20 protein-coding genes and 1 pseudogene are annotated in these 26,765 nt (G+C 41.8%); 16 read left to right on the forward strand and 5 right to left on the reverse strand.

Annotated elements, in window-relative coordinates:
- The 6 genes from ACFE93_RS12635 to gshB all read left to right on the forward strand — a co-directional run.
- Positions 1–534: tetratricopeptide repeat protein (locus tag ACFE93_RS12635; RefSeq protein ID WP_375473617.1), on the forward strand; the 534-nt coding region annotated here is incomplete at its 5' end.
- A gap of 119 nt (positions 535–653) precedes the next feature.
- A complete protein-coding gene (locus ACFE93_RS12640; RefSeq protein ID WP_375473618.1) occupies positions 654–953 on the forward strand; it encodes a hypothetical protein in 300 nt (99 codons plus the stop codon).
- Positions 954–957: 4 nt separating this feature from the next.
- Entirely contained in the window at positions 958–1,212 is a 255-nt protein-coding gene (locus tag ACFE93_RS12645) for a UPF0175 family protein (protein WP_375473660.1), read from the forward strand.
- Between the two features lie 170 nt (positions 1,213–1,382).
- Entirely contained in the window at positions 1,383–3,128 is a 1,746-nt protein-coding gene (hflX, locus tag ACFE93_RS12650) for a GTPase HflX (protein ID WP_375473661.1), read from the forward strand.
- A 252-nt stretch (positions 3,129–3,380) separates the two neighbouring features.
- Positions 3,381–3,653: a glutaredoxin 3 gene (gene grxC, locus ACFE93_RS12655; RefSeq protein ID WP_375473619.1), complete on the forward strand. Its 273-nt coding sequence runs from the start codon at positions 3,381–3,383 to the stop codon at positions 3,651–3,653.
- Between the two features lie 238 nt (positions 3,654–3,891).
- Positions 3,892–4,860, forward strand: a complete 969-nt coding sequence (gene gshB / locus ACFE93_RS12660; RefSeq protein ID WP_375473620.1) for a glutathione synthase — start codon at positions 3,892–3,894, stop codon at positions 4,858–4,860.
- 482 nt (positions 4,861–5,342) lie between these two features.
- On the opposite strand, the gene ftsZ is transcribed toward gshB, so the two are convergent.
- From ftsZ to ACFE93_RS12675, 3 genes are all read right to left on the reverse strand, one after another.
- Positions 5,343–6,665, reverse strand: a complete 1,323-nt coding sequence (gene ftsZ, locus ACFE93_RS12665) for a cell division protein FtsZ (RefSeq protein WP_375473621.1) — start codon at positions 6,663–6,665, stop codon at positions 5,343–5,345.
- A 60-nt stretch (positions 6,666–6,725) separates the two neighbouring features.
- Positions 6,726–7,013 (reverse strand): hypothetical protein, encoded by a 288-nt coding sequence (locus ACFE93_RS12670; RefSeq protein WP_375473622.1) that lies wholly within the window; start codon positions 7,011–7,013, stop codon positions 6,726–6,728.
- Between the two features lie 729 nt (positions 7,014–7,742).
- Positions 7,743–8,576 carry a cell division protein FtsQ/DivIB gene (locus ACFE93_RS12675; protein WP_375473623.1) on the reverse strand — a complete coding sequence of 278 codons (834 nt, stop codon included), beginning with the start codon at positions 8,574–8,576 and terminating at the stop codon, positions 7,743–7,745.
- A gap of 902 nt (positions 8,577–9,478) precedes the next feature.
- On the opposite strand from ACFE93_RS12675, the gene ACFE93_RS12680 reads away from it, so the two are divergent.
- Complete coding sequence (locus ACFE93_RS12680) at positions 9,479–10,810, forward strand: P-loop NTPase fold protein (protein ID WP_104905655.1); 1,332 nt, start codon at positions 9,479–9,481, stop codon at positions 10,808–10,810.
- 98 nt (positions 10,811–10,908) lie between these two features.
- A pseudogene (locus tag ACFE93_RS12685) lies at positions 10,909–16,134 on the forward strand (hypothetical protein); the annotation flags it as partial.
- Positions 16,135–16,274: 140 nt separating this feature from the next.
- On the opposite strand, the gene ACFE93_RS12690 reads toward ACFE93_RS12685, so the two are convergent.
- On the reverse strand, positions 16,275–16,619 hold the full coding sequence (locus ACFE93_RS12690) for a hypothetical protein (protein WP_375473624.1): 345 nt from the start codon (positions 16,617–16,619) through the stop codon (positions 16,275–16,277).
- A 786-nt stretch (positions 16,620–17,405) separates the two neighbouring features.
- Here ACFE93_RS12690 and ACFE93_RS12695 point away from each other — a divergent pair.
- From ACFE93_RS12695 to ACFE93_RS12730, 8 genes are all read left to right on the forward strand, one after another.
- Positions 17,406–18,242, forward strand: a complete 837-nt coding sequence (locus ACFE93_RS12695) for a photosystem II manganese-stabilizing polypeptide (protein ID WP_375473625.1) — start codon at positions 17,406–17,408, stop codon at positions 18,240–18,242.
- A gap of 765 nt (positions 18,243–19,007) precedes the next feature.
- Positions 19,008–19,784 carry an RNA polymerase sigma factor SigF gene (locus ACFE93_RS12700; RefSeq protein WP_375473626.1) on the forward strand — a complete coding sequence of 259 codons (777 nt, stop codon included), beginning with the start codon at positions 19,008–19,010 and terminating at the stop codon, positions 19,782–19,784.
- A gap of 166 nt (positions 19,785–19,950) precedes the next feature.
- Positions 19,951–20,826 (forward strand): hypothetical protein, encoded by an 876-nt coding sequence (locus tag ACFE93_RS12705; protein ID WP_375473627.1) that lies wholly within the window; start codon positions 19,951–19,953, stop codon positions 20,824–20,826.
- 2 nt (positions 20,827–20,828) lie between these two features.
- Positions 20,829–21,080 carry a hypothetical protein gene (locus tag ACFE93_RS12710; protein WP_375473628.1) on the forward strand — a complete coding sequence of 84 codons (252 nt, stop codon included), beginning with the start codon at positions 20,829–20,831 and terminating at the stop codon, positions 21,078–21,080.
- Between the two features lie 379 nt (positions 21,081–21,459).
- Positions 21,460–22,743 carry a serine hydroxymethyltransferase gene (glyA, locus tag ACFE93_RS12715; protein WP_375473629.1) on the forward strand — a complete coding sequence of 428 codons (1,284 nt, stop codon included), beginning with the start codon at positions 21,460–21,462 and terminating at the stop codon, positions 22,741–22,743.
- 152 nt (positions 22,744–22,895) lie between these two features.
- Positions 22,896–24,146 carry a competence/damage-inducible protein A gene (locus ACFE93_RS12720; RefSeq protein ID WP_375473630.1) on the forward strand — a complete coding sequence of 417 codons (1,251 nt, stop codon included), beginning with the start codon at positions 22,896–22,898 and terminating at the stop codon, positions 24,144–24,146.
- A 48-nt stretch (positions 24,147–24,194) separates the two neighbouring features.
- Entirely contained in the window at positions 24,195–24,356 is a 162-nt protein-coding gene (locus tag ACFE93_RS12725; RefSeq protein ID WP_375473631.1) for a hypothetical protein, read from the forward strand.
- Between the two features lie 85 nt (positions 24,357–24,441).
- The gene (locus ACFE93_RS12730) at positions 24,442–24,630 is read left to right on the forward strand and encodes a hypothetical protein (RefSeq protein ID WP_375473632.1); all 189 of its coding nucleotides are present in this window, start codon (positions 24,442–24,444) and stop codon (positions 24,628–24,630) included.
- 9 nt (positions 24,631–24,639) lie between these two features.
- On the opposite strand, the gene ACFE93_RS12735 is transcribed toward ACFE93_RS12730, so the two are convergent.
- Complete coding sequence (locus ACFE93_RS12735) at positions 24,640–26,718, reverse strand: DUF262 domain-containing protein (protein WP_375473633.1); 2,079 nt, start codon at positions 26,716–26,718, stop codon at positions 24,640–24,642.
- Positions 26,719–26,765 lie beyond the last annotated feature (47 nt).

The raw sequence follows: 26,765 nt of genomic DNA on the forward strand, positions 1-26,765 counted from the left end.
GCATCCTACGACCAAGCACTGAAATTTAAACCAGATTACCACCAAGCTTGGTACAATCGCGGCAATGCGCTAATAAATTTAGGACGCACTGAAGAAGCGATCGCATCCTACGACCAAGCACTGAAATCTAAACCAGATGACCACCAAGCTTGGAACAATCGTGGCATTGCGCTAGATGATTTAGGACGCACTGAAGAAGCGATCGCATCCTACGACCAAGCACTGAAATTTAAACCAGATTACCACCAAGCTTGGAACAATCGCGGCTATGCGCTAAATGATTTAGGACGCACTGAAGAAGCGATCGCATCCTTCGACCAAGCACTGAAATTTAAACCAGATGACCACCAAGCTTGGTACAACAAAGCTTGCTGTTATGCCGTTCAAGGTAATATTGAGCAGGCGCTGGAAAATTTACAACAAACAATTAATCTAAGTCCTGATGAATGCCGTGAATGGGCAAAAACCAACTCAGATTTTGATAGTATCCGCGAAGATGAACGCTTTCAAGCCTTGATTCAATTACCACTATAAAAACTAAACTAATGTAGCGATTAATTTAGCGATCAGCTTCACACATTGACTGAAAATTAAATGCGATGCCAATACAATACTAAATATAAATTTCACCCATCTTCAGGAACATAAATCAAATGTCAGAAAACGCCCAAGAGCAAAAACAGCTATCTCTGAAAGAAATTGCTAGCCTATCTTTGGCAGAACGCCACAAAATACTAGAACCTTTTATCGCTGCCATTGCTGAAGATTTTTTGAATGAGCCGGAATTAGCAGAATTCTCGATTTTGGATAGTGAAGACTGGGAAACTGAAAATAAAAATATAATTCATCTGGAAGAAATTGAAAGCATTCGTAACCATGATGGCTTTTTGAACGGCTACGCACCAGAAGACGAAGGACTTTATGACGACTTCACTTCAAAACGATCATCCTGAGAAAATCATGTCACAACTTAAAATTGACTATCCAGAAACTTTACCAGATGCCTTACAACAAACACGAGAACAGTTTGAACAAGAAGCAAAAATGGCAATGGCAGTTAAACTCTTTGAAATGAAACGTATTTATTCTGGTTTAGCTGCACAATTAGCAGGGATAGATAGGGTAACTTTTTTACTTAATTTACACCGTTATGGTGTGGCAATGATTGATTTAACAGAAGAGGAGCTTATATCTGATTTAGCGAATGCTTGAAAGTAATATGCTCGATTTGTGAGTTAGTATCACCAAAATAGCTTCAAATAAATACCCACCGTGAACTAATTACTAATGCATCCCTCAAAGGAGAGAGATAGGAGCCGAAACCCTGTTGTAAAATAGACCTATAAGGATTCGGGGGGCCATTTAACTGGTCATAAACGCCTATAGAAACTATTTTTGGAAATCTCCAAGGTCTGAAGTCCAGCCAGCTGAAGCAACTACAGCGGCTGTATCACCAGCGCATACCGGGCGATCGCATCACCACGCCTGAGTTTTCCCAGCGTATGGCAGCAATTAGCACAGAAGTCAATCAGCCTATATGCGCCTACATCAACCGTCGCGGACAAGTGATTCGCGTCGGGGTAGGCACACCGCGTCAAACGCAAATACCACCGATGGAATTGCCCCGTTACGGTGCAGAACGACTCAGTGGTATTCGTTGTATCGCCACCCATCTGAAGCCAGAACCGCCCAACGAAGCGGCGCTCACGGCTATGGCACTACAACGCCTAGATGCCCTAGTTGTCCTAAATATTACTGGAACCGGATTTACACGGCGGGGAGGCGGTGCGACTGGGTATGTCAAAGAAGCTTATCTAGCTCATCTGACACCCCAAGAGTCTCGCACCCTGATTACTAGTCCTGCGGCTCTCAAAGTAGAGGAAAGCCAAATCCAAACCCCAAGTTGGAATATATCGCCACCTCTGGACTTAGACGATCTGGCAGACCAGGATTTAGTAGACTTGGTAGAAAATCTGGAAGCGGAATTCCAGCGCGAATTTATCGCCCAGGAAGTAGATGCTGACCACGATCGCGTGCTGATTGTGGGGCTGATGACCAGTGAGATGACTCCCCTACAATTCCAAGACACCCTAGTGGAATTAGCACGGTTAGTTGATACTGCTGGGGGAGATGTATTACAGACAATACAACAAAAGCGATCGCGCGTTCATCCCCAAACCGTAGTTGGCGAAGGTAAAGTGCAAGAAATTGCCCTAACTGCCCAAACACTAGGAGTCAACCTCGTTGTCTTCGACCGCGACCTCTCACCCTCCCAAGTCCGCAACTTAGAAATGCAAATTGGTATCCGGGTGGTTGACCGTACCGAAGTGATTTTGGATATCTTTGCCCAACGCGCTCAATCCCGTGCCGGTAAGTTGCAAGTAGAACTAGCACAGTTAGAATACATGCAACCGCGACTGGCTGGTAGAGGTCGCACTATGTCCCGATTGGGTGGTGGTATTGGGACTCGTGGCCCTGGTGAAACCAAACTGGAAACTGAACGTCGTGCCATTGGGCAGCGTATTTCCCGACTGCAAAAAGAAGTGAACCAGTTGCAAGCCCATCGTTCGCGGTTACGGCAGCGACGGCAGCATCGAGAAGTTCCTTCAGTGGCTTTGGTTGGATATACCAACGCTGGTAAGTCCACTTTACTGAATGCTCTCACGAATGCAGAAGTTTATACAGCCGACCAGTTATTTGCTACTCTCGATCCCACCACGCGCCGTCTGGCGATTCCTTATGGCGAAACAAATGAACATCAGGAAATTCTGATTACAGATACAGTAGGGTTTATACACGAACTGCCTGCATCGTTAATGGATGCCTTCCGCGCCACCTTGGAGGAAGTCACAGAAGCCGATGCCCTACTACATTTGGTAGATTTGTCTCATCCTGCTTGGTTGCGTCATATTCGCTCAGTCAGAGAAATTTTGGCGCAAATGCCAATAACTCCTGGCCCGGCCCTAGTGATTTTTAACAAGATCGATCAAGCCAATAGTGAGACACTAGCTCTAGCTAGGGAAGAATTTCCCCTAGCGGTATTTATTTCTGCGAGTCAGCGCTTAGGATTAGGAACCCTGCGTCAGCGCCTTGCCAAGCTGATTGAATACGCTGTTGACTCCCAGTAAATACCGAAAATAAATTTTGAATTTATAAAAACTAATGCCCTAGTTAATATAACTATGGCATTAGTTTTAGATATTTATATATGTCCAAAACTTATAAAGTAAATACCATAAGTTGATAGGACTTTTACTTAAAAACATTTTATTTAATACAATAAAATGTTTGATGTGGGCTTAGATTAAAACAGGATAGAGTCGCTAGAGCCAGTGGCAAAGCTCTAAAATTAATAAATATTAAATCAAGTTGAGGACATCATGGCTACAAAAGTAGAAATTTACACCTGGAGGACTTGCCCATTTTGCATTCGTGCCAAAAGTTTGCTGAAGAACAAGGGAGTTGAATTTATCGAATACAGCATTGATGGAGATGAAGTAGCCAGAAATAAAATGGCTCAAAGAGCAAATGGACGCCGTTCTTTACCGCAAATTTTCATCAATGATAATCATGTAGGTGGTTGTGATGATATCCACGCTTTAGACAGTCAAGGCAAGCTGGATGAGCTACTAACTTCTAGCAATAGCCTGTAAGTTTAGAAGATATTGCGATCGCTAGCGACAAGCCGCTGCAAATTACACGGCAGTCTCTACAACTCTAGAAAAAAAACGCCCTGCCTTGTGTACGGGCTTCCTCACAAAACTGATATCTGTCCACAAGACTTTACCTTCCAGGTTCTACTCACCAGTACACATGTACGTCAATTGGTGAGAGCATCAAGAGATAATAATTGAATAACCATTTAATTTCTTGGTGATTGAGGTATAAAGGGTGAAACTGGCTTTTATCATTGATCCTATCCATCTACTTGACCCGTGTCATGATACCAGTGTTGCCCTAATTGAAGCAGCCCAAATCCTGGGACATGAAGTTTGGGTGACTCAGGCAAATCTGCTGAGTGTGGTGGAGAGCAAAGCTTGGGCTGTCTTACAGCGAGTCGAACTTGTACCAGTACAGTTAGTCGAGGGACGCTGGGTAGCGGCGAATCCTTGGTATAAGTTGAGCGATTCCTTCTTAACTTCTTTAGAGACAATGGACGCCGTATTTATGCGGACAGATCCACCTGTCAATGATTCTTACCTATATGCCACTTATATTCTCGATTACATTGACCAAAATAAAACTCTGTTGATTAACAGTCCCAGTGGCATCCGAGGTGCAAATGAAAAAATGTACGCCCTCCAGTTTACCAAAGCGATTCCAGAAACCATTGTCAGTGCTGATAAGCAGTTTATCCGACAATTTGTAGAAGCAAAGGGGGCAGGGGTTCTCAAACCACTGGGTAACAAAGCTGGCGAAGGAATTTTGTTTTTGCAATCAGGCGATCGCAATTTTAACTCCATTGTTGAACTCAGTACCCTCCAAGGTAAAGTCCCAGTAATGGTACAAACTTATTTATCGGAGGCAAAAGAAGGAGATAAGCGGATTATTTTGCTCAATGGTGAACCAATTGGTGCGCTCAATCGCCTCTCTAGTGGAACTGATTTTCGCAATAATATGGCAACTGGTGGTACAGTCGCTCAAACCGAAATTACCCCAAGAGAGTATGAAATTTGTACCCAAGTAGCCGAACGCTTATGCCAAGACGGCTTAATTTTTGTGGGTATTGACGTTATCGGTGGCTACCTAACTGAAGTTAACGTTACTAGTCCCACCGGCATTCGTGAGATTGACCGCCTAGATGGTACTCGCCTTGGTCATCAGGTTATTCAATGGATTGAACAGACACTAAAAATCTAAAAATAATTTACATTTATTTTTTTGGTTGATGTCCTATTCCCTAGCAAACAGACTTTCTTCGGACACTTACGTAGGTAGGTTCCCTATGCTACTGCTTGCCAAACAAATATATTTACTTGTGCGGAATATAAGTTTAATAGATGGTGAGGGGTAGATGTATCAATGTCTAAGACGGGCTGTGACACTCTTGCGGACGCTCGCGGACTCGCTACCGCTACGCTATCGGTGATGCATCCTTAGTTGGGCAGGTATTCCTATTGTTTATCTTCTTAAAGCATAGCCGGACATGCAAGCCAGTAACACTCCTGCCCAAATTCATTCTATAAAGTAGTGTTGACGAGTTTTTTTACCAATTGACAAAATTGGGGACGGTAAAAGATTGCTTATCCCTGCCTTTGGTAAAACCCTGGCGGAAGTAGCAAATTTTATACAGCGTTCAGCCTGACCTGAAACTGCTAAGTTAATCTAAAATCCAAAATCTTTTAATTCCTTGGTGTACGTCGGTTTCTCAGAAAATCAGGTATATCTAATCCAGGTTTTTCTTTTGGTTCTGGAATTGGAGTTGGAGTTGGAGTTGAACTTGGAGTTGGAGTTGAGGTTGGGGGATTAACTACAGGTTGCTGTGTTGTTGGACGCTTTGAGGTATTAGGTGCTACTCGAACGTTAGCCACGCTTTGTTGTACCGCAGCTTGCACTTCACCTGTAAATCCGGTGGCAATTACAGTAATTCTTACCTCACCTTGAAGTCTGTCATCAATTACAGCCCCAAAAATAATATTGGCGTTGGGATCAACTACCTCATAGATTGCTTCTGCGGCTGCATTCACTTCATGCAAAGTGAGATCAGTGCCACCAGTAATATTAAATACAACTCCCCTAGCGCCTTCAATAGAACACTCTAGTAATGGTGAAGAAATAGCTGCGATCGCAGCTTCTCTAGCTCTGGATTTTCCAGAGCTAACGCCTATTCCCATCAATGCCGAACCTGCATCTGCCATCACAGCTCGAACATCAGCAAAGTCAACGTTTACTAAACCGGGGATCGTGATGATATCAGAAATACCTTGCACCCCTTGACGCAGCACATCATCTGCATAGCGAAAAGCTTCTTGCACAGGCGTTTGTTCGGGGATCACTTCCAGCAGTTTGTTGTTGGGAATAATGATCAGTGTATCTACTCTACTTTTTAGTCCTTCAATACCTTGTTCCGCTTGACTAGTGCGGCGGCGTCCCTCAAAAACAAATGGACGTGTGACTACACCAACAGTAAGAGCGCCCATTTCTTTGGCCACTTCTGCCACGATTGGTGCTGCACCTGTCCCAGTACCACCCCCCATACCAGCAGTGATAAATACTAAATCTGCACCCTCTAAAGCCGTAGCAATTTCGTCCCGTGATTCTTCAGCTGCCTTTTGACCGATAGCAGGATTACCACCTGCTCCTAAACCTCGTGTTAGCTTCTGTCCGATTTGCAATCGACTTGGAGCGCCAGCTAAGGTAAGAGCTTGGGCATCAGTGTTAATTGACCAAAACTCTACCCCAGAGACATCAGACTCGATCATGCGGTTAACAGCATTGCCACCACCACCACCGACACCAATCACTTTAATGTTGGCGACCCGACCAGGAACAATCTCGCCAATTCGGCTATTTTCCGGGGAAATTTTCTTATTATCGTGATTTTGCCCGAAGTTCAGTCCAGAGTTATTAAAGGGATTGGTCGAGTTAACTGCCAGAGAGAACCCCGGCTGTCCCGTAGATTGGGAATTTTTATAGTTAAGTCCTTGGTTATTATCAAGTGTCATTGGATTTGTGAAAGGGTAGATAAACGACTTTTTCAGGTGTTATTCACCTAAGAGTCAACTTTAGTTTGACAATGCCACAATACTATGGCGTTGTTCTTTATTGTTTTCACTACTGCCAAGCCTAACAGAATTGGCAGTGCGAAAATTTGCTATGGGATAAGCTTTTAATACAGCCGATCGCACAGCCAATTCTAGAGAAGTATACCTATATTTATCTAAAACTGACCTGTATAACTTCAACCAGACATTAATCTCTTCATTATTCTCAGCAGAGGGCATAACTTGTAAAGACACACTACAGCGTATCTTCTCTGCCTCAATAATAATATTGTTAATAGGTTTCACCATTGGGGGTGATTGCAACTTTAGACACAAAATTTACCTTCTACTTACTTATTCTTAAGGTTAAACTAAGCCAGATTTACTTGTCAGACTATACCTGATTAATTTGTTGTTTGGGTGGTCTCAATGGACACTTTGTTGGAGCAATAGTCTATCCTACAAGAACCCTGACTAGTGCGGCCAACAAATTTAGATTTCCTAAGAGATTTCGTTACCTAATAGGAATTACAGCACAGAGCAGTCCAAACTTATTGTCCAGAAGCAATGCTTACGCAACTTTGGGTGGCATTTTTCGTTACAGATTGAAACTTCGGTAAACTGTCTTTGGAAGTGTCCTCAACAGACCAAAGTCAGAGCCTTTTTGCCTCTACACTTGGATGGCGGCGTAAACCGTTCTCATTAGTGCCCTCTGCTCACGAGTCTGAATCTGAATTAAAAACTCAAGCAACTTTCTCGTTTTTGCACTGGGTTTAGTCAAAGAACGTATGGACAGAAGGCGTTTTGCACGCCATAGACCATCATTAGATTGTCTGACATCTTGCACCCTACTATTAGATGTTAGGGTAACAATTAAGGGTCTGTTACTCCCAATAGAGATTTTATGATTGATCTTCTCATTTTAATTAGAAGTTAATGCCGATTTTTGTGCGATTTGCTGGAAAACTGAAAATAATAAATATATTTATCAGCATAAAGCTTCTTAATTTACTAGGAGCTATCAAAATAATAAACATGCTAAATGTTTTTAGGGATTTTGGGAGTTAATTTTTGGTCTTTTTGGTTCATTTGTACTAATGGAAAATCGGGATTTTTTAGATCAATATACTCTATTTGACTGGAATTAAATTTTGTTGTTAAATGGCGCATTTGGGCGAGTACCTTAATTTGTTCAGATAACTGGGGGCCTGGCACACCGAGATGCACGTTTCCTAATTCTGTTTTCAAAATTAAATTTGTTGGATTTTGGCAATCAATTTCTATAACTTTCACGGGACTTTGGCTCACAGCTTCATGGAGTTGAGTCCAGTAAAGGCAGTATTGATTTGGCGAACCAATTACTCTGAGATTGGGTAATTTTTTAGTGGGATTCAGTGATGTATATTTTTCTAAAGGCATCCAGGCCCCACTTGCATCTAGTAAGCCGATTGTTACTTTTTTGTTACCACGTGTTTGAGTTACCGCAACAGGTACTCGTTCTTGGATTTCAATGATTAATCCAGGAGGAAATAGGCGGCGTCTGACGATCGCTTGGGCAATAGTTGGTTGTTTCTTCAAAGAGTTAGCGATCGCTGACGGTTCAATCCGCCACAAAGACTGAGGGTAAGACAGCACCAACAATGACTGAGTTGTTTGATCCGACAGCAATTTATTGCCTGATTTCATTACTATTTGTTTGGGAGCTTTTAGCATCCACACTGGTTGGACTGCCACCCACAACAATCCACCCGCCAAACCAGTAATGGCAAAGGTTCGCCAAATAGCTTGAATAATTCTCATCCGCCGCTGCCGACGCAATTTCTGACGACGCTGGGCTAGATGCGTGCGGGAAACTGATATTATGCCAGCCATTCACACCCCTTTTTGGTTGCAATCTAAATTCCTTGACAAGCTCGTATCATTATTAATTTCAGTAAACATTGCTGGCATCTTTTAGCCGCTCTCCTCAAGACTTTTTTTATTTTTAGTAACACTTTACAGTAACTACACAAGAATTATGGCGCTAGTCATTATTCCTATTAAAGTTTACGGTGTCCATTTTTAACTGACTGTAGTCTTTTTGACAAGTTATTTTTGAAGATTTTCCCTTAAAGATTACAAAATATTAATTGAAATGTATGGGATTTTGCCTTCTTGACAAATAGAATGCGAAATGATAAATAGGTATTCCTGGATCTCTGTATACCTTGCTATAATTCATACTAGTTAGAATCATTAGCTATCCAAACGGAGGATCATGAAATTTTGTAGCTTTTTTTACTTACTTCCTAAGCCATATAATTTTGTGGCAGGCCAAACAGAAGCGAGAGATTGTCAAAACCTCAATAGCAGGTGTAAAAAGGACAGATATGCTTAAAGACTGAGGGATCGAATGGTACGAATAAAAGATGAAATCCTTGCCAGACATGGGTGTAGGGCATAGGTGTAGGCTCGGAAAAATCAAGAAAAGTAAAAATAAGTGCGAACATAAATAAATTTCTTTGCTACGCAACACTGGCGCGAACGTCACTATACCCCACACCCTACACCCCACACCCAAAAGCTTTGCAGATAATGGGTTTGCATTATCTTAGTGCCATTCGCTATTAGGGTCAATTAAATCTCTAACCTACTACTGACAGTAATCTGGCGACAAGTGCTGTCTTTTGCAAGACACTACCACCTTGCGAGTTAATCTTGTGTCTATATCCTAGATCAGGATTAATTGTATAAAAAATCCAAACTAAACTGCATCTACATAAACCTCTACATACATGAAAACGACATTAAATCTGTCACGTTTTTATAAAGCATGTAACCCTAGCTACACGCTAAATATAAGTAACGTACTAGATCGGCAGTATTACATAGATTTTGCTGATGTACGTGGTTGCAAGATTGTCGAAGAATTGCAACGAACTATCGTTCGTATTTCTCCTGACGAGCCAACCTGTCAGTTATTTACGGGTCATATCGGCTGCGGTAAGTCAACGGAATTGCAGCGCCTCAAGACAGAACTAGAATTGGCAGGATTTCATGTAGTTTATTTTGAGTCCAGTCAAGACTTAGACATGGCAGATATTGATATCAGCGATATTTTGCTGAGTGTAGCCCGTCAAGTCAGTGCCAGTTTAGAAGGGATTAGCATCAAACTTAAACCTGGTTACTTTACCAATTTGTTTAAAGAAGTAGGCGATTTTTTGCAAAGCCCCATAGAGCTTTCTGGACAAGCTGAGTTGTCCTTGGGGATTGCCAAAATTACTGCGAAAACTAAAGATAGCACCCAGATGCGAAATCAACTGAGGCAGTATCTGGAACCACGTACCAATAGTATTTTGCAGGCGATTAACGAAGAGATTTTAGAAAAGGCTGTTGAACAGCTAAAGCTAAGGGGTCAAAAAGGACTGGTAGTGATTGTAGATAATTTGGATCGAGTGGATATGCGTCCCTTAGCATCGGGGCGATCGCAACCAGAATATCTCTTCATTGACCGAGGCGAACAGTTACGCCGACTTAAATGCCACCTAGTTTACACAATTCCCCTAACGTTAATTTTCTCCAATGAGTATGAGACACTAAAAAATCGTCTGGGGGGAGGAATTGCACCAAAAGTACTACCGATGGTATTAGTGCGGCAAAGAGATGGCAGTGACTACGAACCGGGAATGTCACTAGTGCGCCAGTTAGTTCTAGCTAGAGCTTTTCCAGAAGTTCCTTTGAATAGCAGACTGTTATTAATTACAGAATTATTCGATCACTCCCAAACCTTGGATCGTCTATGTCGTGTTAGCGGTGGTCACATTCGTAACTTATTAGGCTTACTTTATAGCTGCCTGCAACGACAAGATCCACCTTTTTCTAGGGATTGCTTAGAAGCAGTGATTAAGGACTACCGCGACGATCTGCTATTAGCTATTGATGAGTCCCAGTGGGAATTATTGTTTGAAGTGGTACAGCAACAGAGAGTTAAGGGTGAGTCTGACTATCAGAGCTTATTAAGAAGCATGTATCTGTTTGAATATCGCGATCCTGTAGGGCGTTGGTTTGGCATCAGTCCAGCCTTGGCAGAAACAGAAAAAGTTTTGGCTTGGCAACAAAATAAGTAACAGTCAATTGTCATTTTTCATTGGTCATTTGTTAGTGAACTAATGACCAATGCCCCATATCCAATGCCCCATATCCAATGCTCAATGCCCCATATCCAATGACTAATGACAAACAGCTACGCGTCTACACCAAAGAAAATCAGCATACTTTGCAAAGACTGATTAGAGCGATCGCACTTTCTGAAAGTCAATTTGCTCTGATATTAGTTCGATGTAACTATAGGCGATTACGCGAGCAAATGTTAGAAAATATTCGCTCGAACACCAAAGAAATTAATATCAGAGAAATCGTTCTCAATCCATCAACTACTTCTTTACACAGCACAATAATCTCAGACCTATCTTTAGATAATCCTGCCGTCCTTACAGACTCTTTACCGTCTGCTGTAATGATTTTCGGTATTGAGTCAACTACCGACCTAGAAAACTTACTTACAGGTGTCAACCAAGCACGACATATCTATGCTGCTACTTTTCCATTTCCAGTGGTATTGTGGCTACAAGATGATGTGGCATCATTGCTTTCAAGATTAGCGCCTGATTTCAAAAGCTGGGCTGCAACCACTATTAAATTTGAAATGGCCAAAGCAGATTTAATTGCTTTGATCTCTCAAGAGGAAGAATCTCTATTTGCCAAAGTTTTAGAAGCAGGTGCTGAAACTTTTTTATCTAATGCCTTCCTAGATTTAGATCCCAAATCCCAACACCGCCACGAAATAGAATCAGCGCGTAATGATTTGCTGCGCCTGTATGGCGTTAAATTAACACCAGGATTAGAAGCTAGTTTAGAATTTGTGTTGGGGCGAGATAAATACGCCAACGATCAAATTAATGGTGCTTTAGCCAATTATCAAAGAAGCTTAGCGTTGTGGCAGCAGGAAGCGAGGAGAGTAGCAGAGTGGGAGAGTAATTCTTCTTTGCCCCTCTCATCCCCTCACTGTATACCCCCCTCATCTTTACTCAAGCAAGCAATAGTACTATTCCACCTGGGGCTTTGTTATCACCGAATGGCAGACTTATATCAGAATACTAGTAGCTATTGCGAACATGCTCTGTCGTGGTTTAAACAATGCTTGGAGCTATTGGAGGAGGTACAAAGAGAAGACTTAGTTGCTAAATTCATTTTGCCTGCTTGTGAAATGCTGCAACGTCTACAAGCCTGGGATGACTTAAAAGAATTAGCTCAAAAGTCATTACACCTACATAAAACTTATGGAACTCCTGCACAAGTTGCTCAAAATTATGGTTTTTTGGCAAATGTAGCGGCTTCAGAATCGAATTGGGTACTGGCTCATGAATTAGCAAATACAGCGCTTTCTATCTCCGAAGAAGTAACACAAGTTTCTCTGCGAGACGCTTTGCAAAGACGACGACAAGAAAGTTGGTATCTTCTGTTGTTAGCACGCACACAACGGCATTTGGGTGAGTGCGAGGAAGCTATCAATAACTTGGAATGGGCGAGGGTAGTTTGTGAGCTACAACATCAGCCATTACTTTACTTAGAGATTTTAGAGGAACTGCGATCGCTTTACTTTTTTGAGTGTCATAACTATACAGAAGCCTTTAAGCTGAAGCAAGAAAAAATTAAAATAGAACATCAGTATGGGTTTCGTGCCTTTATCGGAGCAAGTCAATTACAGCCACAACGCCCCAGAATTAACCCAGTACTAGAACCTCACAAAATACCGTTTATTCCTGAAGAAATTGCTCAAGAAATATCTGCTTCTGGACGGCAACAAGATGTCAATCGCTTCATTGAAAGAATTGCCCGCGCTGACTACAAACTCACAGTTATTTATGGACCATCTGGTGTAGGTAAAAGTTCAATTCTCAAAGCTGGTTTAGTCCCAGCACTCAAGGGAAAAGTTATCGGTGAACGCATTCCTATACCGATTGTTTTATCTGTTTATACTGATTGGATAACAATCTTGAGCAGCAGTATTAACCAAGCGCTAGCATACACGGGAATATCGGTTAATATTGACTCTACACCCACTATAATACTAGAAAGAATCCGGTTAGCATGTGAGCGCAATTATACGATAGTTATCATATTAGACCAGTTTGAAGAATTTTTCTTTGTTAGTAATCCTTCTACACAAAGAATAGAATTTTATAAATTTTTTAGTGAATGTTTAAATATTTCTTATGTAAAAATAATTCTTTCATTACGAGAAGATTACTTACACCATTTATTAGAGTTTGAACGTTTGAGTCAGAAAAATAGTACTGGTTTATATGATTTGGGAGTAATCAATAAAAATATTCTTGATAAGGATATTCGCTACTATTTAGGAAAATTCTCTAGCCGAGATGCCAAAGCCATAATTCACAGTCTTACTCAACGTTCACATTATGAAATAAGTGAGGAATTAATTAACCGATTAGTCCAGGATTTGACAGGAGAACTAGACGAAGTACATCCAATTGAATTACAAATAGTCGGTGCTCAACTACAAATAGAAAACATTACCACACTTGCAGAATATAAGCTTTGTGGTGGCTCGGCAAAATTGGTAGAACGCTGGTTGGGGGAAGTTATCAAAGACTGCGGTCAACAAAACGAAGAGTTAAGTTGGAAATTATTATTTGAGTTAACAGATCAAAAGGGGACGCGACCTTTAAAAACTAAAGCTGATTTAGCGGCTGCATTAGTTAATAATTATGATATAGATACGATATCAAGTTTTGACAAAGTTGGAGAACTGATTTTAGAAATATTGGTAGGTTCAGGATTGGTATTGCGAGTCAGAGAAGAGTTAGGCGATCGCTACCAGTTGGTTCACGATTATTTAGTTGAACCAATTCGCCAAAAGAACAACTATGGGATGCTCGCCGAATTAGAAAAAATCAAACTTGAAAAAACTAGAGCGGAAGCAGCCCAACAACTTAGTCAAAAGCAACTCAATTTGGTATTGCAACGACGACTGCGGGAAGCACGGATAGCAGGTGCAATCCTAGCAATTATGGGGGGAACAATAGCAGCGTTATGGTGGCAAGCCGACTTACAAAAAAGAGCAGCAGTCCGTCAAACTCTACGAGCCGAAAGCAGTGAAACCAACTTGAAAATTAGTGCGATTACTGCTGCTAGTGAAGCTCTGTTTGCATCCAATAAAGAATTTGATGCCCTATTAGAAAGTTTGCGGGCTTGGAGAGGACTTAAACAAGCAGATGGAGTTCAGCCAGATACCCGAATGCGGGTGGTGACAGCCCTGCAACAAGCAGTTTATGGGGTAACAGAGGTTAACCGCCTGGAAGGGCACACTGATGTTGTCTGGGGAGTAACTTTCAGCCCGGATGGCCAGCAGGGCAAACGCATCTAAATTACTCTTGATCACAACCAAGGTTAAGAACCAACGAAAAAATCAGCATTTATCGTTTGGTTTAGTTTCCCAAGCTCAAAGTGATCGCTTCAACCTGTGTCAATAAGCAACAATTAATGCGACTATTTGGGAGCTTATTGAAAATACAATCCTTTTGTTGACATGATGCGGCCGCCCTGGGATGGCCAGTTGCTAGCATCAGGTAGCCGAGATCGGACGGTGAAAATTTGGCGTCCTGACGGTATCTTACTCCAAACCCTCAAAGGTCACACTGATGCTGTTAATTGTGTAAGTTTCAGCCCTGATGGTCAAACCCTAGCGTCGGCCAGCCTCGACAAAACAGTGCAAATATGGCACAAAAACCCGGTTACAGGCCAATTTGACCCCAAGCCATATAAAACCCTGAAAGGACATGGTGATTCAGGTGACAGCGTTAATTTCAGTCCTGATGGCGAGTTGTTAGCTACTGGCAGTAAGGATACAACAGTAAAACTCTGGCATAAAGACGGTAGCTTAATAAAAATACTGAGAGGACATCGAGGGTCGGTTAACTGGGTCAACTTCAGTCCCGATGGTCAATTCATCGCCTCGGCTAGCGACGACAAAACAGTGAAAATTTGGCGACGGGACGGTAGCCTCGTTACAACTTTGCAAGGACATCAGAAAGCTGTGACTGTAGCTGTTTTCAGCCCAGACGGTAAATTGTTGGCATCAACAGGTCTAGATAAGACAGTAAAACTTTGGCTCAGGGAAAGTAACAGCAACAAAGACGGTTTTGACTTTCGTGCTTACAAAACTTTACGACACCATAGCGATATAGTGTGGAGTTTGAGCTTTAGTTCTGATAGTAAAAAGTTAGTTTCTGCAAGTGAAGACAAAACCATAAACCTCTGGCATATCACTGGTACTTTACTCAGAACTTTCAAAGGACACAGTGATCGTGTTGCCAGCATCGCTTTCAGTCCAAATAACAAATTGCTGGCCTCAGGAAGTTTCGACAAAAGTATAAAACTATGGAGTTTAGATGCTCCAAGACCGTCTATTCTTCAAGGGCATCGGAAGCCAGTTTTGAGCGTTGCTTGGAGTCCCGATGGCCGGATGCTATCTTCTGGTAGTAGTGATCGCACTGTCAAACTTTGGCAACGATACACCAGTAATGGCGAGGTCAAAACCCGACTTTACAAAACTTTAGTGGGGCACACAAATAAAGTTTCTAGTGTCAGTTTTGACCCCAAAGGTGAAATGCTGGCCTCAGGAAGTTATGACAAAACAGTTAAACTTTGGCTGCTTGACGGTACTTTAATCATGACTCTCTATGGACATAGCGATAGTGTGATGAGCGTGAATTTCAGTCCTGATGGTCAGTTTTTGGCATCAGCTAGCAAAGATAAAACAGTGAAACTTTGGAACCGTGAAGGCAAGTTACTCAAAACCTTAGTGGGGCATCAGGATTCGGTAAATAGCGTAAACTTTAGCCATGATAGTCAGGTTTTAGCCTCTGCCAGTGATGACCAAACTGTTAAGCTTTGGCAACGGGATGGTACATTGTTAAAAACTTTTTCACCCCATAACAGCTGGGTGACAGGTGTCAGCTTTAGTCCCACTGACGAGTTACTGGCTTCTGCCAGCTGGGATAACACCGTAAAACTGTGGCGACGGGATGGCACGTTGTTAAAAACGTTATTAAAGGGGTACAGTGATAGCGTTAATGCCGTGACTTTCAGCCCCAATGGTGAATTACTCGCCGCCGCCAGTTGGGACAGTACAGTGAAACTCTGGAGCCGTGATGGCAAATTAATTAAAAGTCTTAATGGGCATCGCGCTGGGGTATTAAGTGTCAGTTTTAGCCCAGATGGTCAAACACTAGCATCAGCCAGTGCTGACGGGAAGATAATTCTATGGAATTTAAATCTTGACGATCTGCTTGTTCGTGGTTGCGATTGGGTGAGCGATTATCTCAAGTACAACCACAATCTTGAGGAGCACGATCGCCTTCTTTGTGATGGCATAACCCGGACAAACCCTTTTTAATTACAAATTATGAATTAGGTTGAAGCCTCAAGGAGCAACCACTCTTGGTTTAGCGGTTGATGAGGCGATCAAAGTTGTTAATTCAGAGCTAGAAATAAATTTCGAGCTAATCAGCCAAAAGAGCGATCGCTCTCCAAAACTTCATGGCTATTTTCTTCGGGAGCCTCTGGCAAATTCGCTAAAAAGGCTTGTAGCCTCATGCGCTCAATATAGGGCCAGCCTCCCTCAGACTCAATATCTTTCAGCAGTGAGTAAAGTTGGCGGCGGTTAACAGGCAAACTCTCTTGAAAAACCCCATCCCGGATCTCTCGGTGTAACTGCTCTAATTGCCGCAGCAAAGCCAAAAGAGCTACAGTATCGCCTTCACAAGCTGTAGCGGCATCATACACTACAGTTGCGATCGCTTGCAGTTTACCAGACAAATTCTCTGATTCAATATTTTTGCGATCGTTCATGCCATCCTTTCCGTATAAATGAGGTCAACTCAAATTTACCGGAGATTTTCAATTTTCCCTAGTTTGTCAGTTGTCTCCCTGTTACCGGATTTCATTATTTGCCTTAGTTAGGGGTGAATATAACTAGATTTGTATCTTTATTAAAAGCAATTGCGATCGCTCCAAAAAGAGCGTAGTAACCTTTAGCATAGGCTCTACAGAAGCTAGATGCGATCATAAGGAGACTTTCTTGGATTTTGATAACTTTGATTTTGAGTTAAAAAAAATCGTATGATCTGGCTGATTTACCCATCAAACAATGGGCTGTATGTAGTGGCGTCACATACATGATACAAAAAGACTTGGGCGACGACGCTTTTGCCATCAGCAAAAGCAAAGTGCGAAGCAGACACCCCTGTTCGCACTCTTCAAGGCAAGCATTTATGCTGCTCTGTGTGAGGTTTATTCATCCACCCGCCCAACTTTAATAAATGCCACCAACAGTAAAACTGCTGGTTTTTTGCTCCCCTAGTGACACACATCCGAAATGGATGCAGTGTGCTACTTAGTCTGGGGTTTACACCCCAAGCTCAAGAGAGCGACACGTTTAACTACGTTTAGCAACAGAAAAGTTTGAGCAGCGGCTAACAAACTAGACGCCCGGACACTTGCTTGAGCTCTCTTAATCAGAGCAAAGCCGTGTCTGACCAAAGGTAGCTTTTCGCAGAGTAGCGGCTTCTCATTAGAGATCAAAGCTTCGATGCAGTTTTACAACTTAGATATTAATTTTTGAGATTGAGGTTGACCATGAGGTATCGCGCTTTAATTGTTGCATTCTTGGCTTTATGTCTGGGGCTAATAACTGCTTGTAGTGATGCTCCTGCTAGTAGTAGTGGTAGAGATGTACTGACTTACGATCAAATTCGCGGGACTGGCTTAGCTAACAAATGCCCCCAACTCGGAGAAACACGCCGTGGCTCCATTCCCATTGATTCTAGCCAGTCTTATGCCATCAAAGAACTTTGCTTGGAACCAACTAGCTTCTTTATCAAAGAAGAACCTGCTAATAAACGCCAAGAAGCAGAATTTGTTGCTGGCAAATTGTTGACCAGATACACTTCCACCATTGACCAAGTGCAAGGCAACCTAAAAATCAACTCAGATGATAGCCTGACCTTTGTGGAAACTGATGGTCTTGACTTCCAAGCCATCACTGTGCAACTTCCTGGTGGTGAGCGAGTACCTTTCCTCTTCACTATCAAAAACTTGGTTGCTCAAACCCAACCCAGTTTGACCAGTATTAACACCTCCACGGACTTTGAAGGCACTTTCAAAGTTCCTTCCTATCGTGGTGCTGCCTTCCTAGATCCCAAAGGTCGTGGTGTCGTCAGTGGCTACGATAATGCCGTGGCTCTCCCCGCCCAAGCAGATGATGAAGAACTTACCCGCACTAACGTCAAGCGTGCTGAAAATCTCAATGGCAAGATTTCTCTGCAAATCGCTAAAATAGATGGCTCTAGCGGTGAAATTGCTGGCACTTTCGAGAGCGAACAGCCATCTGATACAGATTTAGGTGCTGGCGAACCTAAAGAAGTCAAGATTCGCGGTCTATTTTATGGACGGGTTGAATTGACTCGTGGCTAAATCCTTGAAAGTAAGGCAACTGACTGGCACTCAAAACGACAATTCTGTAAGTATCAGACTTGATCGCAAAAGTTAAACTATCCACCCTCTTTAAAAAAGAGGGTGGATAGATTTTTTACAAAAATGGGAAAAAGTTAAATCTGAGTAAAATTGGGGGCAAAATAGCTCTGGCAATTGGGAAAATTTTTATCCCTCAGTCCTATGGGTCATTTGATTCATCTCTTTAACCTTTTGCCTTTCATTAAAACACTATAGACTTAAGTACAAAAAAGGGTGAGATGCCCTTTTTTTTATTGGCTTGCGTAAATATACATAAGATTTTTTTAAATTATTAGTAATTTTTAATTATTAGATAAATTTTCGTTGAAAGAGTACGTAGTTTCACTGTAAATCTAACTTTTGCTTATTAAACAAAAGCTCAACTACTGTTGTTTTTTTTCTCTAAATTAACTTCATCATTAATTAATTCAAGTTAAGTACAATCTCGGTTTGATATTTAGTGATTAATTTAATATTTTATTTCTATGTGGTTCTAAAACAGCTACAGGTCATACCAAAGATAAAAAACCAACTAAATAGCTATTTCGCCCATTTAAATTTTGCTCGATTGTCAAGTAACCTATGGAGTTTTGATAGAAAATCTTTATTATCTACCATAGCAAATGCTTAGGAAATATAGCGCAATATTTCCTTTAATATCGTGCGATCGCAGCTGAATTTAAAAGCGAATAATTGATTCTTTATTTGCTCAATAAACCCGGTGCTATGCCTACCACAGTCACCACTGAACTAAAGCACGAAATTTGGCAGTTGTTGCGAGAATATCAGCAATCTCCGTCAGAAAATATCCGCAATCAACTAGTAAAACTCAATTTTGGACTGGTGAGAAAAGAAGCTCACTACTGGACAAATCAATGTCATGAAACTTACGATGATTTGCTTCAGGTTGGATGTTTGGGTTTAATCAGAGCTATTGAAAGATTTGAAATTTCTAAGGGACATGCCTTCAGTTCCTACGCTCTTCCCTATATTCGGGGTGAAATTCAACACTATCTCCGAGATAAAGGTGTCACCGTGCGAATTCCTCGGAGATGGTTAGCGCTCCAACAGCAAGCAATAGGAATATCACGTTCTTGGCGTGAAAAACACAATCGTCAACCAACCGACTCGGAATTAGCAGCTGCACTGGAAATTTCTCCAAACGAATGGCAAGAAATTAAATTAGCATGGGTTAATCGCGCTCCCTTGAGTCTTGATGTGCCAATCCAAGATGGAGAAGAAGGTTCTACCTGCTTGGGAGAATTGGTTCCAGATCCTCACTATCGCAGCTTTCAACTCGCACAAGAAGACCAACTTCGCTTACAACAAGCGTTAGTTCAACTAGAAAAACGCACCCGCGACGTGTTGGAATGTGTGTTTTTGCAAGATTTGACACAAAAACAAGTTGCAGAACATCTGGGCATCAGTGTAGTAACGGTTTCCCGTAGAGTCAAGAAAGGACTGGATTTGATGAAAGAGCTTATGGGTGTGGCAGAAGATTGACTGCTAGCAAACACCAAGCCGCAGTTATACTGGGTAGGCAGTGCTATAAATAACCCTTGAAATGTAAAAAATTAGGTTATAAAGGGAACATACTTTGCCTTTGATCCAAATTTTAGGCATGTTGATTTCCACTTTTCAATTTTCCAATGGCTTTTGAGAAAGGCTCATGGGCAGAACTTCAAAAATTACAATTGCAGCTATTCTAACTTTGGCGATCGCTGGATGTGCTTCTGAAGATACACAACAAGCTATCAATCCTGTGCCAATTCCCAAAATAGCAAAAAAGTCGCCACCAGCGGCTCAATCCTTTAAGAATCCAGTGATACCTGCCAAACAGGTTTCACAAGTTAATCTTGCATCCGTTAACTTGATTCAATCCACTAATGCTACAGAGCGGGCACGAGAACTTGTGGTATCAAAAGATCGAAGCGATCCTTTTACACAACTTTTCGGGCAGACTCTTCCCGGAATGGCTAAAACATCTGGAAGACCAGTTCCCGTGTTGCCTAAGCTACCTACTGCAACCATAGTAAAACTAAAACTTCCAACACGCAGCATTGCTTTAAATCCAAACAAAAACAACGTTTCTTCTCTACCAAAAAAAGTCAATCCTACCTTGACTAAAAAAGTCAATCCTACCTTGACTTCAGTATTGCCTAAGGTTTTGCCTCAAGTTGTCCCCAACCCCACTTTAGTCTCTGTATTGCCACCGCCAGCACAACCTGAGTTAGCAAGGGCAGTAGTTGTGACTGGTGTAGTTCTAATTAGTAAGGAACCACAGGCAATTATTAAAGTACCCGATGAACCGACAAGTCGCTATGTACAGGCGGGACAGCGATTAGCAAATGGCGTACTGATTAAACGTATTGAAATGAATCAGGGCTACAACCCGATCGTGATTTTGGAACAATATGGTATTGAAGTTGCCAAAATGGTAGGGGAAGGGGCTGTCAAATCAACGTCGTCAGCTGCATCTGCTACCGGCAATGCTATCTCAGTGACAACGCCCCCCCAAAATACCTTTAATGTGGGAGCTTCATAAAGATGGAGACTAAGGAAAAAGTTGAATTTGCTGGTTTGCCTTTAGCTGTTTATAGAGAAATAGCAGCTCATTTACGTCAAGTTGAAGGGGTGGAAGTGGATTTAATTCCCCAGTCATCCCAACAGTTTGATTACAATCAAAGTCAAATTGCTGGCTTGAGCCTCTGGTGGACAGCAAACTCTAGCTTAGAAAATCGGCAACGAGTTAACCAGATTTTGGCTTACTATCAAAATCGCTATATGAATCCTATTTGATTTGTGAGAAGTGCAACCCACAGAACCCCGACTTATTAAAGAAGTCGGGGTTCTTGTTGTTCGCGAATCATCCTAAAATTCATTCCACAGAACAGCGATCGCAGTAAGCATTATTTAACATAGGTTCATAAAGAATACTGTCCAACGACCTTATAACACGCAGCAAGGTGAGGATTTCAAAAAGCAACGTTATGATAATTAATGCATTAATCGAGCTTGGGTCTAATAATAAATAAGTTGGCGCAAATAAACCTTCTGAGTACGGAGACGATTAATCGCCTTTGTACAGCAGTCAAAAACCATTGCTCTTGACTGTATATTTAAGTGCTGCGTCCAACCAAAATCAGCCGTTGTACAAATTTCCATAAGGATAATTGAAGTGACTAGGACTAATTCAGACTTTCTTTCCTCCTGCGATCCGGCGATCGCAGGATTAATCAACGACGAACTACAACGTCAGCAAGACCATTTGGAGTTGATTGCTAGTGAAAACTTTACCTCCGCCGCTGTACTGGCGGCTCAAGGTTCGGTACTGACAAATAAATATGCTGAGGGTTTACCTGGTAAACGCTACTATGGCGGTTGTGAATTTATCGACAAAATCGAGCAACTAGCGATCAACCGCGCTAAACAGATATTTGGTGCGGCTCATGCGAATGTACAACCTCATTCTGGCGCACAAGCCAATTTTGCAGTATTTCTATCGCTGCTAGAACCAGGAGATAAAATTATGGGGATGGATTTGTCTCATGGGGGACATCTCACCCACGGTTCCCCTGTAAATTTTTCAGGTAAGTGGTTTAAAGTTAGCCATTACGGTGTCAGTCAACAAACAGAACAGCTTGACTATGACCAAATTCGCGAGCTGGCGCTAAGGGAGCGTCCTAAGCTCTTAATTTGTGGTTATTCGGCTTATCCCCGTGTAATTGACTTTGAAAAGTTCCGTAGTATTGCTGATGAAATCGGCGCTTACTTACTTGCCGATATTGCTCACATTGCTGGTTTAGTTGCTAGTGGTCTTCATCCCGATCCCATTCCTCACTGTCACGTAGTAACAACAACTACCCATAAGACTCTACGCGGCCCTAGAGGTGGTTTAATCTTGACTGGCGATGCAGAACTAGGTAAAAAGCTAGATAAATCTGTTTTTCCTGGCAGCCAAGGCGGGCCATTGGAACATGTTATTGCTGCTAAGGCAGTAGCTTTTGGAGAAGCCCTCAAGCCTGAATTTAAAACTTATTCTGCCCAAGTGATTGAAAATGCTCGTGCTTTAGCCGAACAATTGCAAAATCGTGGTCTAAAGTTAGTATCTAACGGCACTGACAATCATTTAATACTGGTAGATTTACGTTCTGTGAGTCTAACTGGTAAGCAGGCAGATCAGCTAGTAAGTACCGTGAATATTACTGCTAACAAGAATACTATTCCCTTTGATCCGCAGTCGCCATTTGTTACTAGTGGTCTGAGGTTAGGTTCGCCAGCAATGACCACACGGGGCTTAGGAGTAGCAGAATTTACTGAGATTGCAAATATTATTAGCGATCGCCTGCTTTCTCCAGATTCTGAGGTAGTAACCCAAGATTGTCGGCAAAGGGTGGCAGCATTGTGCGATCGCTTCCCCTTATATCCTCACCTGGAAATTCCTGTACCAGCATTAGCATAATTGGGCATGGGGCATTGGGGAGCCAGTACGTTGGGCGGGCAATGCCCGACTTGAAGCAACTGGCGTCATGGGGCATTGGTCAATAGTTCTTCTTCCCCATTCCTCATTCCCCACTCCCCATTCCCCGCTCCCTACCTCCCTTCCCCAATCCAATGAGTGCAGAAATTATTTGTGTTGGTACTGAACTATTGCTAGGAGATATCCTCAACGGCAATGCTCAATTTTTAGCGCAACAATTAGCGCAGCTAGGTATTCCCCACTACTATCAAACAGTGGTTGGGGATAATCCAGAACGGTTGAAGCAAGTTATAGAAATTGCTATTTCCAGAGCGCAAATTCTCATTTTCACTGGTGGACTCGGCCCAACACCAGATGATCTCACCTGCGAAACCATCGCCGATTTTTTTAAAGTCCCGTTGGTAGAACGTTCTGATATCATTGAAGACATAACCCAGAAATTCGCCCAACGAGGTCGGGTTATGTCACCAAGTAACCGCAAGCAGGCTTTGATTCCCCAAGGTGCAGAAATTCTCCCCAACCCCACTGGAACAGCACCCGGTATCATTTGGCAACCCCGTCCTGAAATCACGATTTTTACCTTTCCCGGTGTTCCCAGTGAAATGCACCTGATGTGGGAAGAAACAGCCGTGCCATTTCTCAAAAGTCAAGGTTGGGGTAAAGAAATTATTTACAGTCGGAGTTTAAAGTTTTGGGGTATTGGTGAATCTGCTTTGGCGGAAAAAGTTACTTCTTATTTGAAGTTGCCAAATCCCACAGTAGCTCCTTATGCAGGTAAGGGAGAAGTAAGATTGCGAGTTTCTGCTAAAGCCACTTCCGAAGCAGCCGCAGAAGAACTAATTGCGCCCATTGAGAAACAACTTAAAGAAATTGCCGGACTGGATTTTTACGGTGTTAATAATGATACTCTTTCTACCGTAGTCGGTCAGTTGTTGCGGGCATCAAAAGAAACGCTTTCGGTGGCAGAATCTTGTACTGGTGGCGGACTGGGGCAAATGTTGACCGAGATTTCTGGAAGTTCTGATTACTTTTGGGGTGGAGTAATTTCTTATGACAATTCGGTGAAGGTTCGGCTGCTGGGGGTTAACCCAGAAGATTTAGATAAATTTGGGGCGGTAAGCGCGATCGTTGCAGAGCAAATGGCAGTTGGAGTCAAAACCCGCCTTGCAACAACTTGGGGATTGAGTATTACTGGTATTGCTGGCCCAACTGGAGGGACAGATACTAAACCGGTGGGTTTAGTTTACGTTGGTTTAGCTGGCCCAAAAAATGAAGTAGCAAGTTTTGAATATCAGTTTGGTACAGTGCGAGGTCGAGCTTTAATTCGTCATGTCAGTGCCAATGCAGCGTTGGATAATCTGCGCCGGAAGTTGTTGACGAGGTAGAAGTATATTATGTTTGTCATACAATTTGTATGACAAACGAACCTAAGGATGCGAATTAATGCGCGATTAGATCACGAGTATGCTGACAAACTAGCCTTTATTCAACAGCAGACTAATCAGGCAGTAACAGATGTAATTAAGTCTGCCTTCGAATTGTACTACCAACAACTTCAGCAGCAGCAAAAGAATCCTCTCTCGATGCTCACCTAAACAGGCTTTATTGGTTGCGGTGAGGCACATCCGAATCTGTCTGTAAATTACAAATCAATTTTGAAAGATGGCTTAAAAGCTAAATATGGTTATCGTTGATACTGGCTTTTTGTTAGCATTGGCAAATCGAAATGATTCGTGTCACACTCAAGCAATAATGGTACTTGCCAATCTTCACGAACCTCTGATTACGATTTGGGCTGTCGTTACAGGATTAATGGATGTGCTGCGCTCCAACTTTTGCGTAGAGATTGCGATCGCTATATTTTTCTAGCCTACTTTATTACTCAAAATCAGCACTGTACTTGTTGAAACCTTGGCTTACTAAAAACATGACATCTTCAATCTGGTCTAAAGACGAAAATTTAGTCTCCACATCACCATTGCCCCAATGACCAACATTCGTTATGTCTTTGCATAATCCCTTAGGGTCATTAATTTCGTCAAATCGTAAATTCAAGGATAAACGAAGTCCGCTTTTTTGGGGAACAATATCCACAAAATTTGTTTTAATTTTATAGGCAATATAATGCTTTTTAAAATCTTCTCGAACTGATGCATCCAAGTTTAATATTCGTTTACGAATTACCTCAAATAATTTCAAGGTTTCCCCTTGAAGGGTTTCACCATGATGAGTGCGAAGTGTTTGGTTAACTTTTAAATTCTCAGTTTCCAGATTAACTGCTGGAAAAGACCAAATTTTTACAGCATTATTTGCTAATAATACTGCTCTTTTATTGATTTCTATTTCGTTCCAGTGTTTAAGATTTCGTAACCCCTGGTTCAACCTTAGAGGACTATCTGCGAATCCCCCATTTTGCATATCCCGCTTTTCTATAAATGGGCGATCGCTCAACTCAGGGTTATATCCAGTTAAAGTTAGATTGCCAATAGTGTGTAAATACCTAGCTTGAATTTCTTTCCAATCTTCTCCCAAATCTGCTTGCCATTCTAAAGAAAGTTTTAGATTTTGTGGGAGAATATGTTCAACAGTATATTCTTCAATATTTACTAACTCTTTACGCTGATAATTTTCTAGTTTACGAAACAGATAGTTGCGGTTGCGAAAATTGTAAATATCCTTAACTATGAATTCTCGACGAAACTCCTCATCATCTGGAAATCTTTGGTAAGCACCCTTACTAATCAAGGCAATTTGTAAACTTTCTAAGTAATTTTCTCTATCAATCTCTCGGCTTATAGTAGCAAAGTTTTTATTCATAGAATTTGTGGGAATACCGCACACAGCCCGCCGAAAGACGTAGCTTTCTACCATTCTAAGAATGCTGATGAATTCTTCCCGCTTTAGAAGATTTTGAACATAATCATCATAAACTTCTAGTAGAAAAGGATATGCCACATCTACTTTAAGGGTATTGATATCTGCTAATACTTGTTTAATTTCTAAGTCAGTTTCCTGTTCAAAAGCCATCTTAACAAAATATTTAGAGTAACAGTAGACATCCTCCACTATATCTTTAATAAATATGCCTTTTTTAGCCTGCACATATACTTTAAAGCTGCGGTAAACATCTCTAATGTTAGGAATAGAACCAACTGGAGATTTTAAGGTCAAGTAGTCGCGGATGAAGCGGTCAAACTGCTCTGTCGAAGCATTTTTATTAAAACTCTGCTCCATTGGAAACCAGTAGCTATTATAAATTTGCTCTTGCTCGTTAGGTTCTAATCCCATGAGTACGTAATTCCGTATCATATCCGCTTGCGAGAGGTCAAGCCCTGTAGAGTTGAGGCTCTCAAAAATTAGCTGCGGATCATCTCGATATCGATCTAGCGATATGTCTACAATAATTAACTTTTTGATTCCGTTATAAAGGATATTCAAGTCAATTTCTTGCTTACGAATCTGATTCTCAAAAAACTGGTGGTTTTCCTTGATCCTGGGAGATACTGTAGCAGGTAACTCACGATCTTCTATTTGCCGAATAAATGTATCTTTATCGCTTTGAGTTAACAGTAGCTTATATTGCTCTTCTCCTTCTTCTTCCTTATTGAACAGATAATAACTCTCGATTTTACGACGGCTAGTTTCTAACTTAGCTTCAGTTTCTTCTAGAGCTTTACCAAAAGCTGCCAGTAATAAAGAGAGCGTAGTTAGTCGTTGCTGTCCATCAATCACTAGCAGTTGTGGAACCGAAGTCACATGATAAAGACCACGATCAATGTAGACTACCGACCCAATGAAATGTCCTGATGCCTTCTCGTCCCTCCCAGTACGCACTATGTCATTCCATAATTGCTGACATTGCTTGAGCGTCCAACAATAAGTACGCTGGTAAATGGGTATTACAAATTGATGTTTCCCTTCAAGAAATTTGAGAAAGTTGGTTTCAGTTGCCTTCATAGTTTTAGCGTATAATTGCGAAACTGAGATTATTAAAACCTTCTGCA

Source organism: uncultured Nostoc sp., assembly GCF_964247315.1.
Lineage (GTDB): Bacteria > Cyanobacteriota > Cyanobacteriia > Cyanobacteriales > Nostocaceae > Nostoc.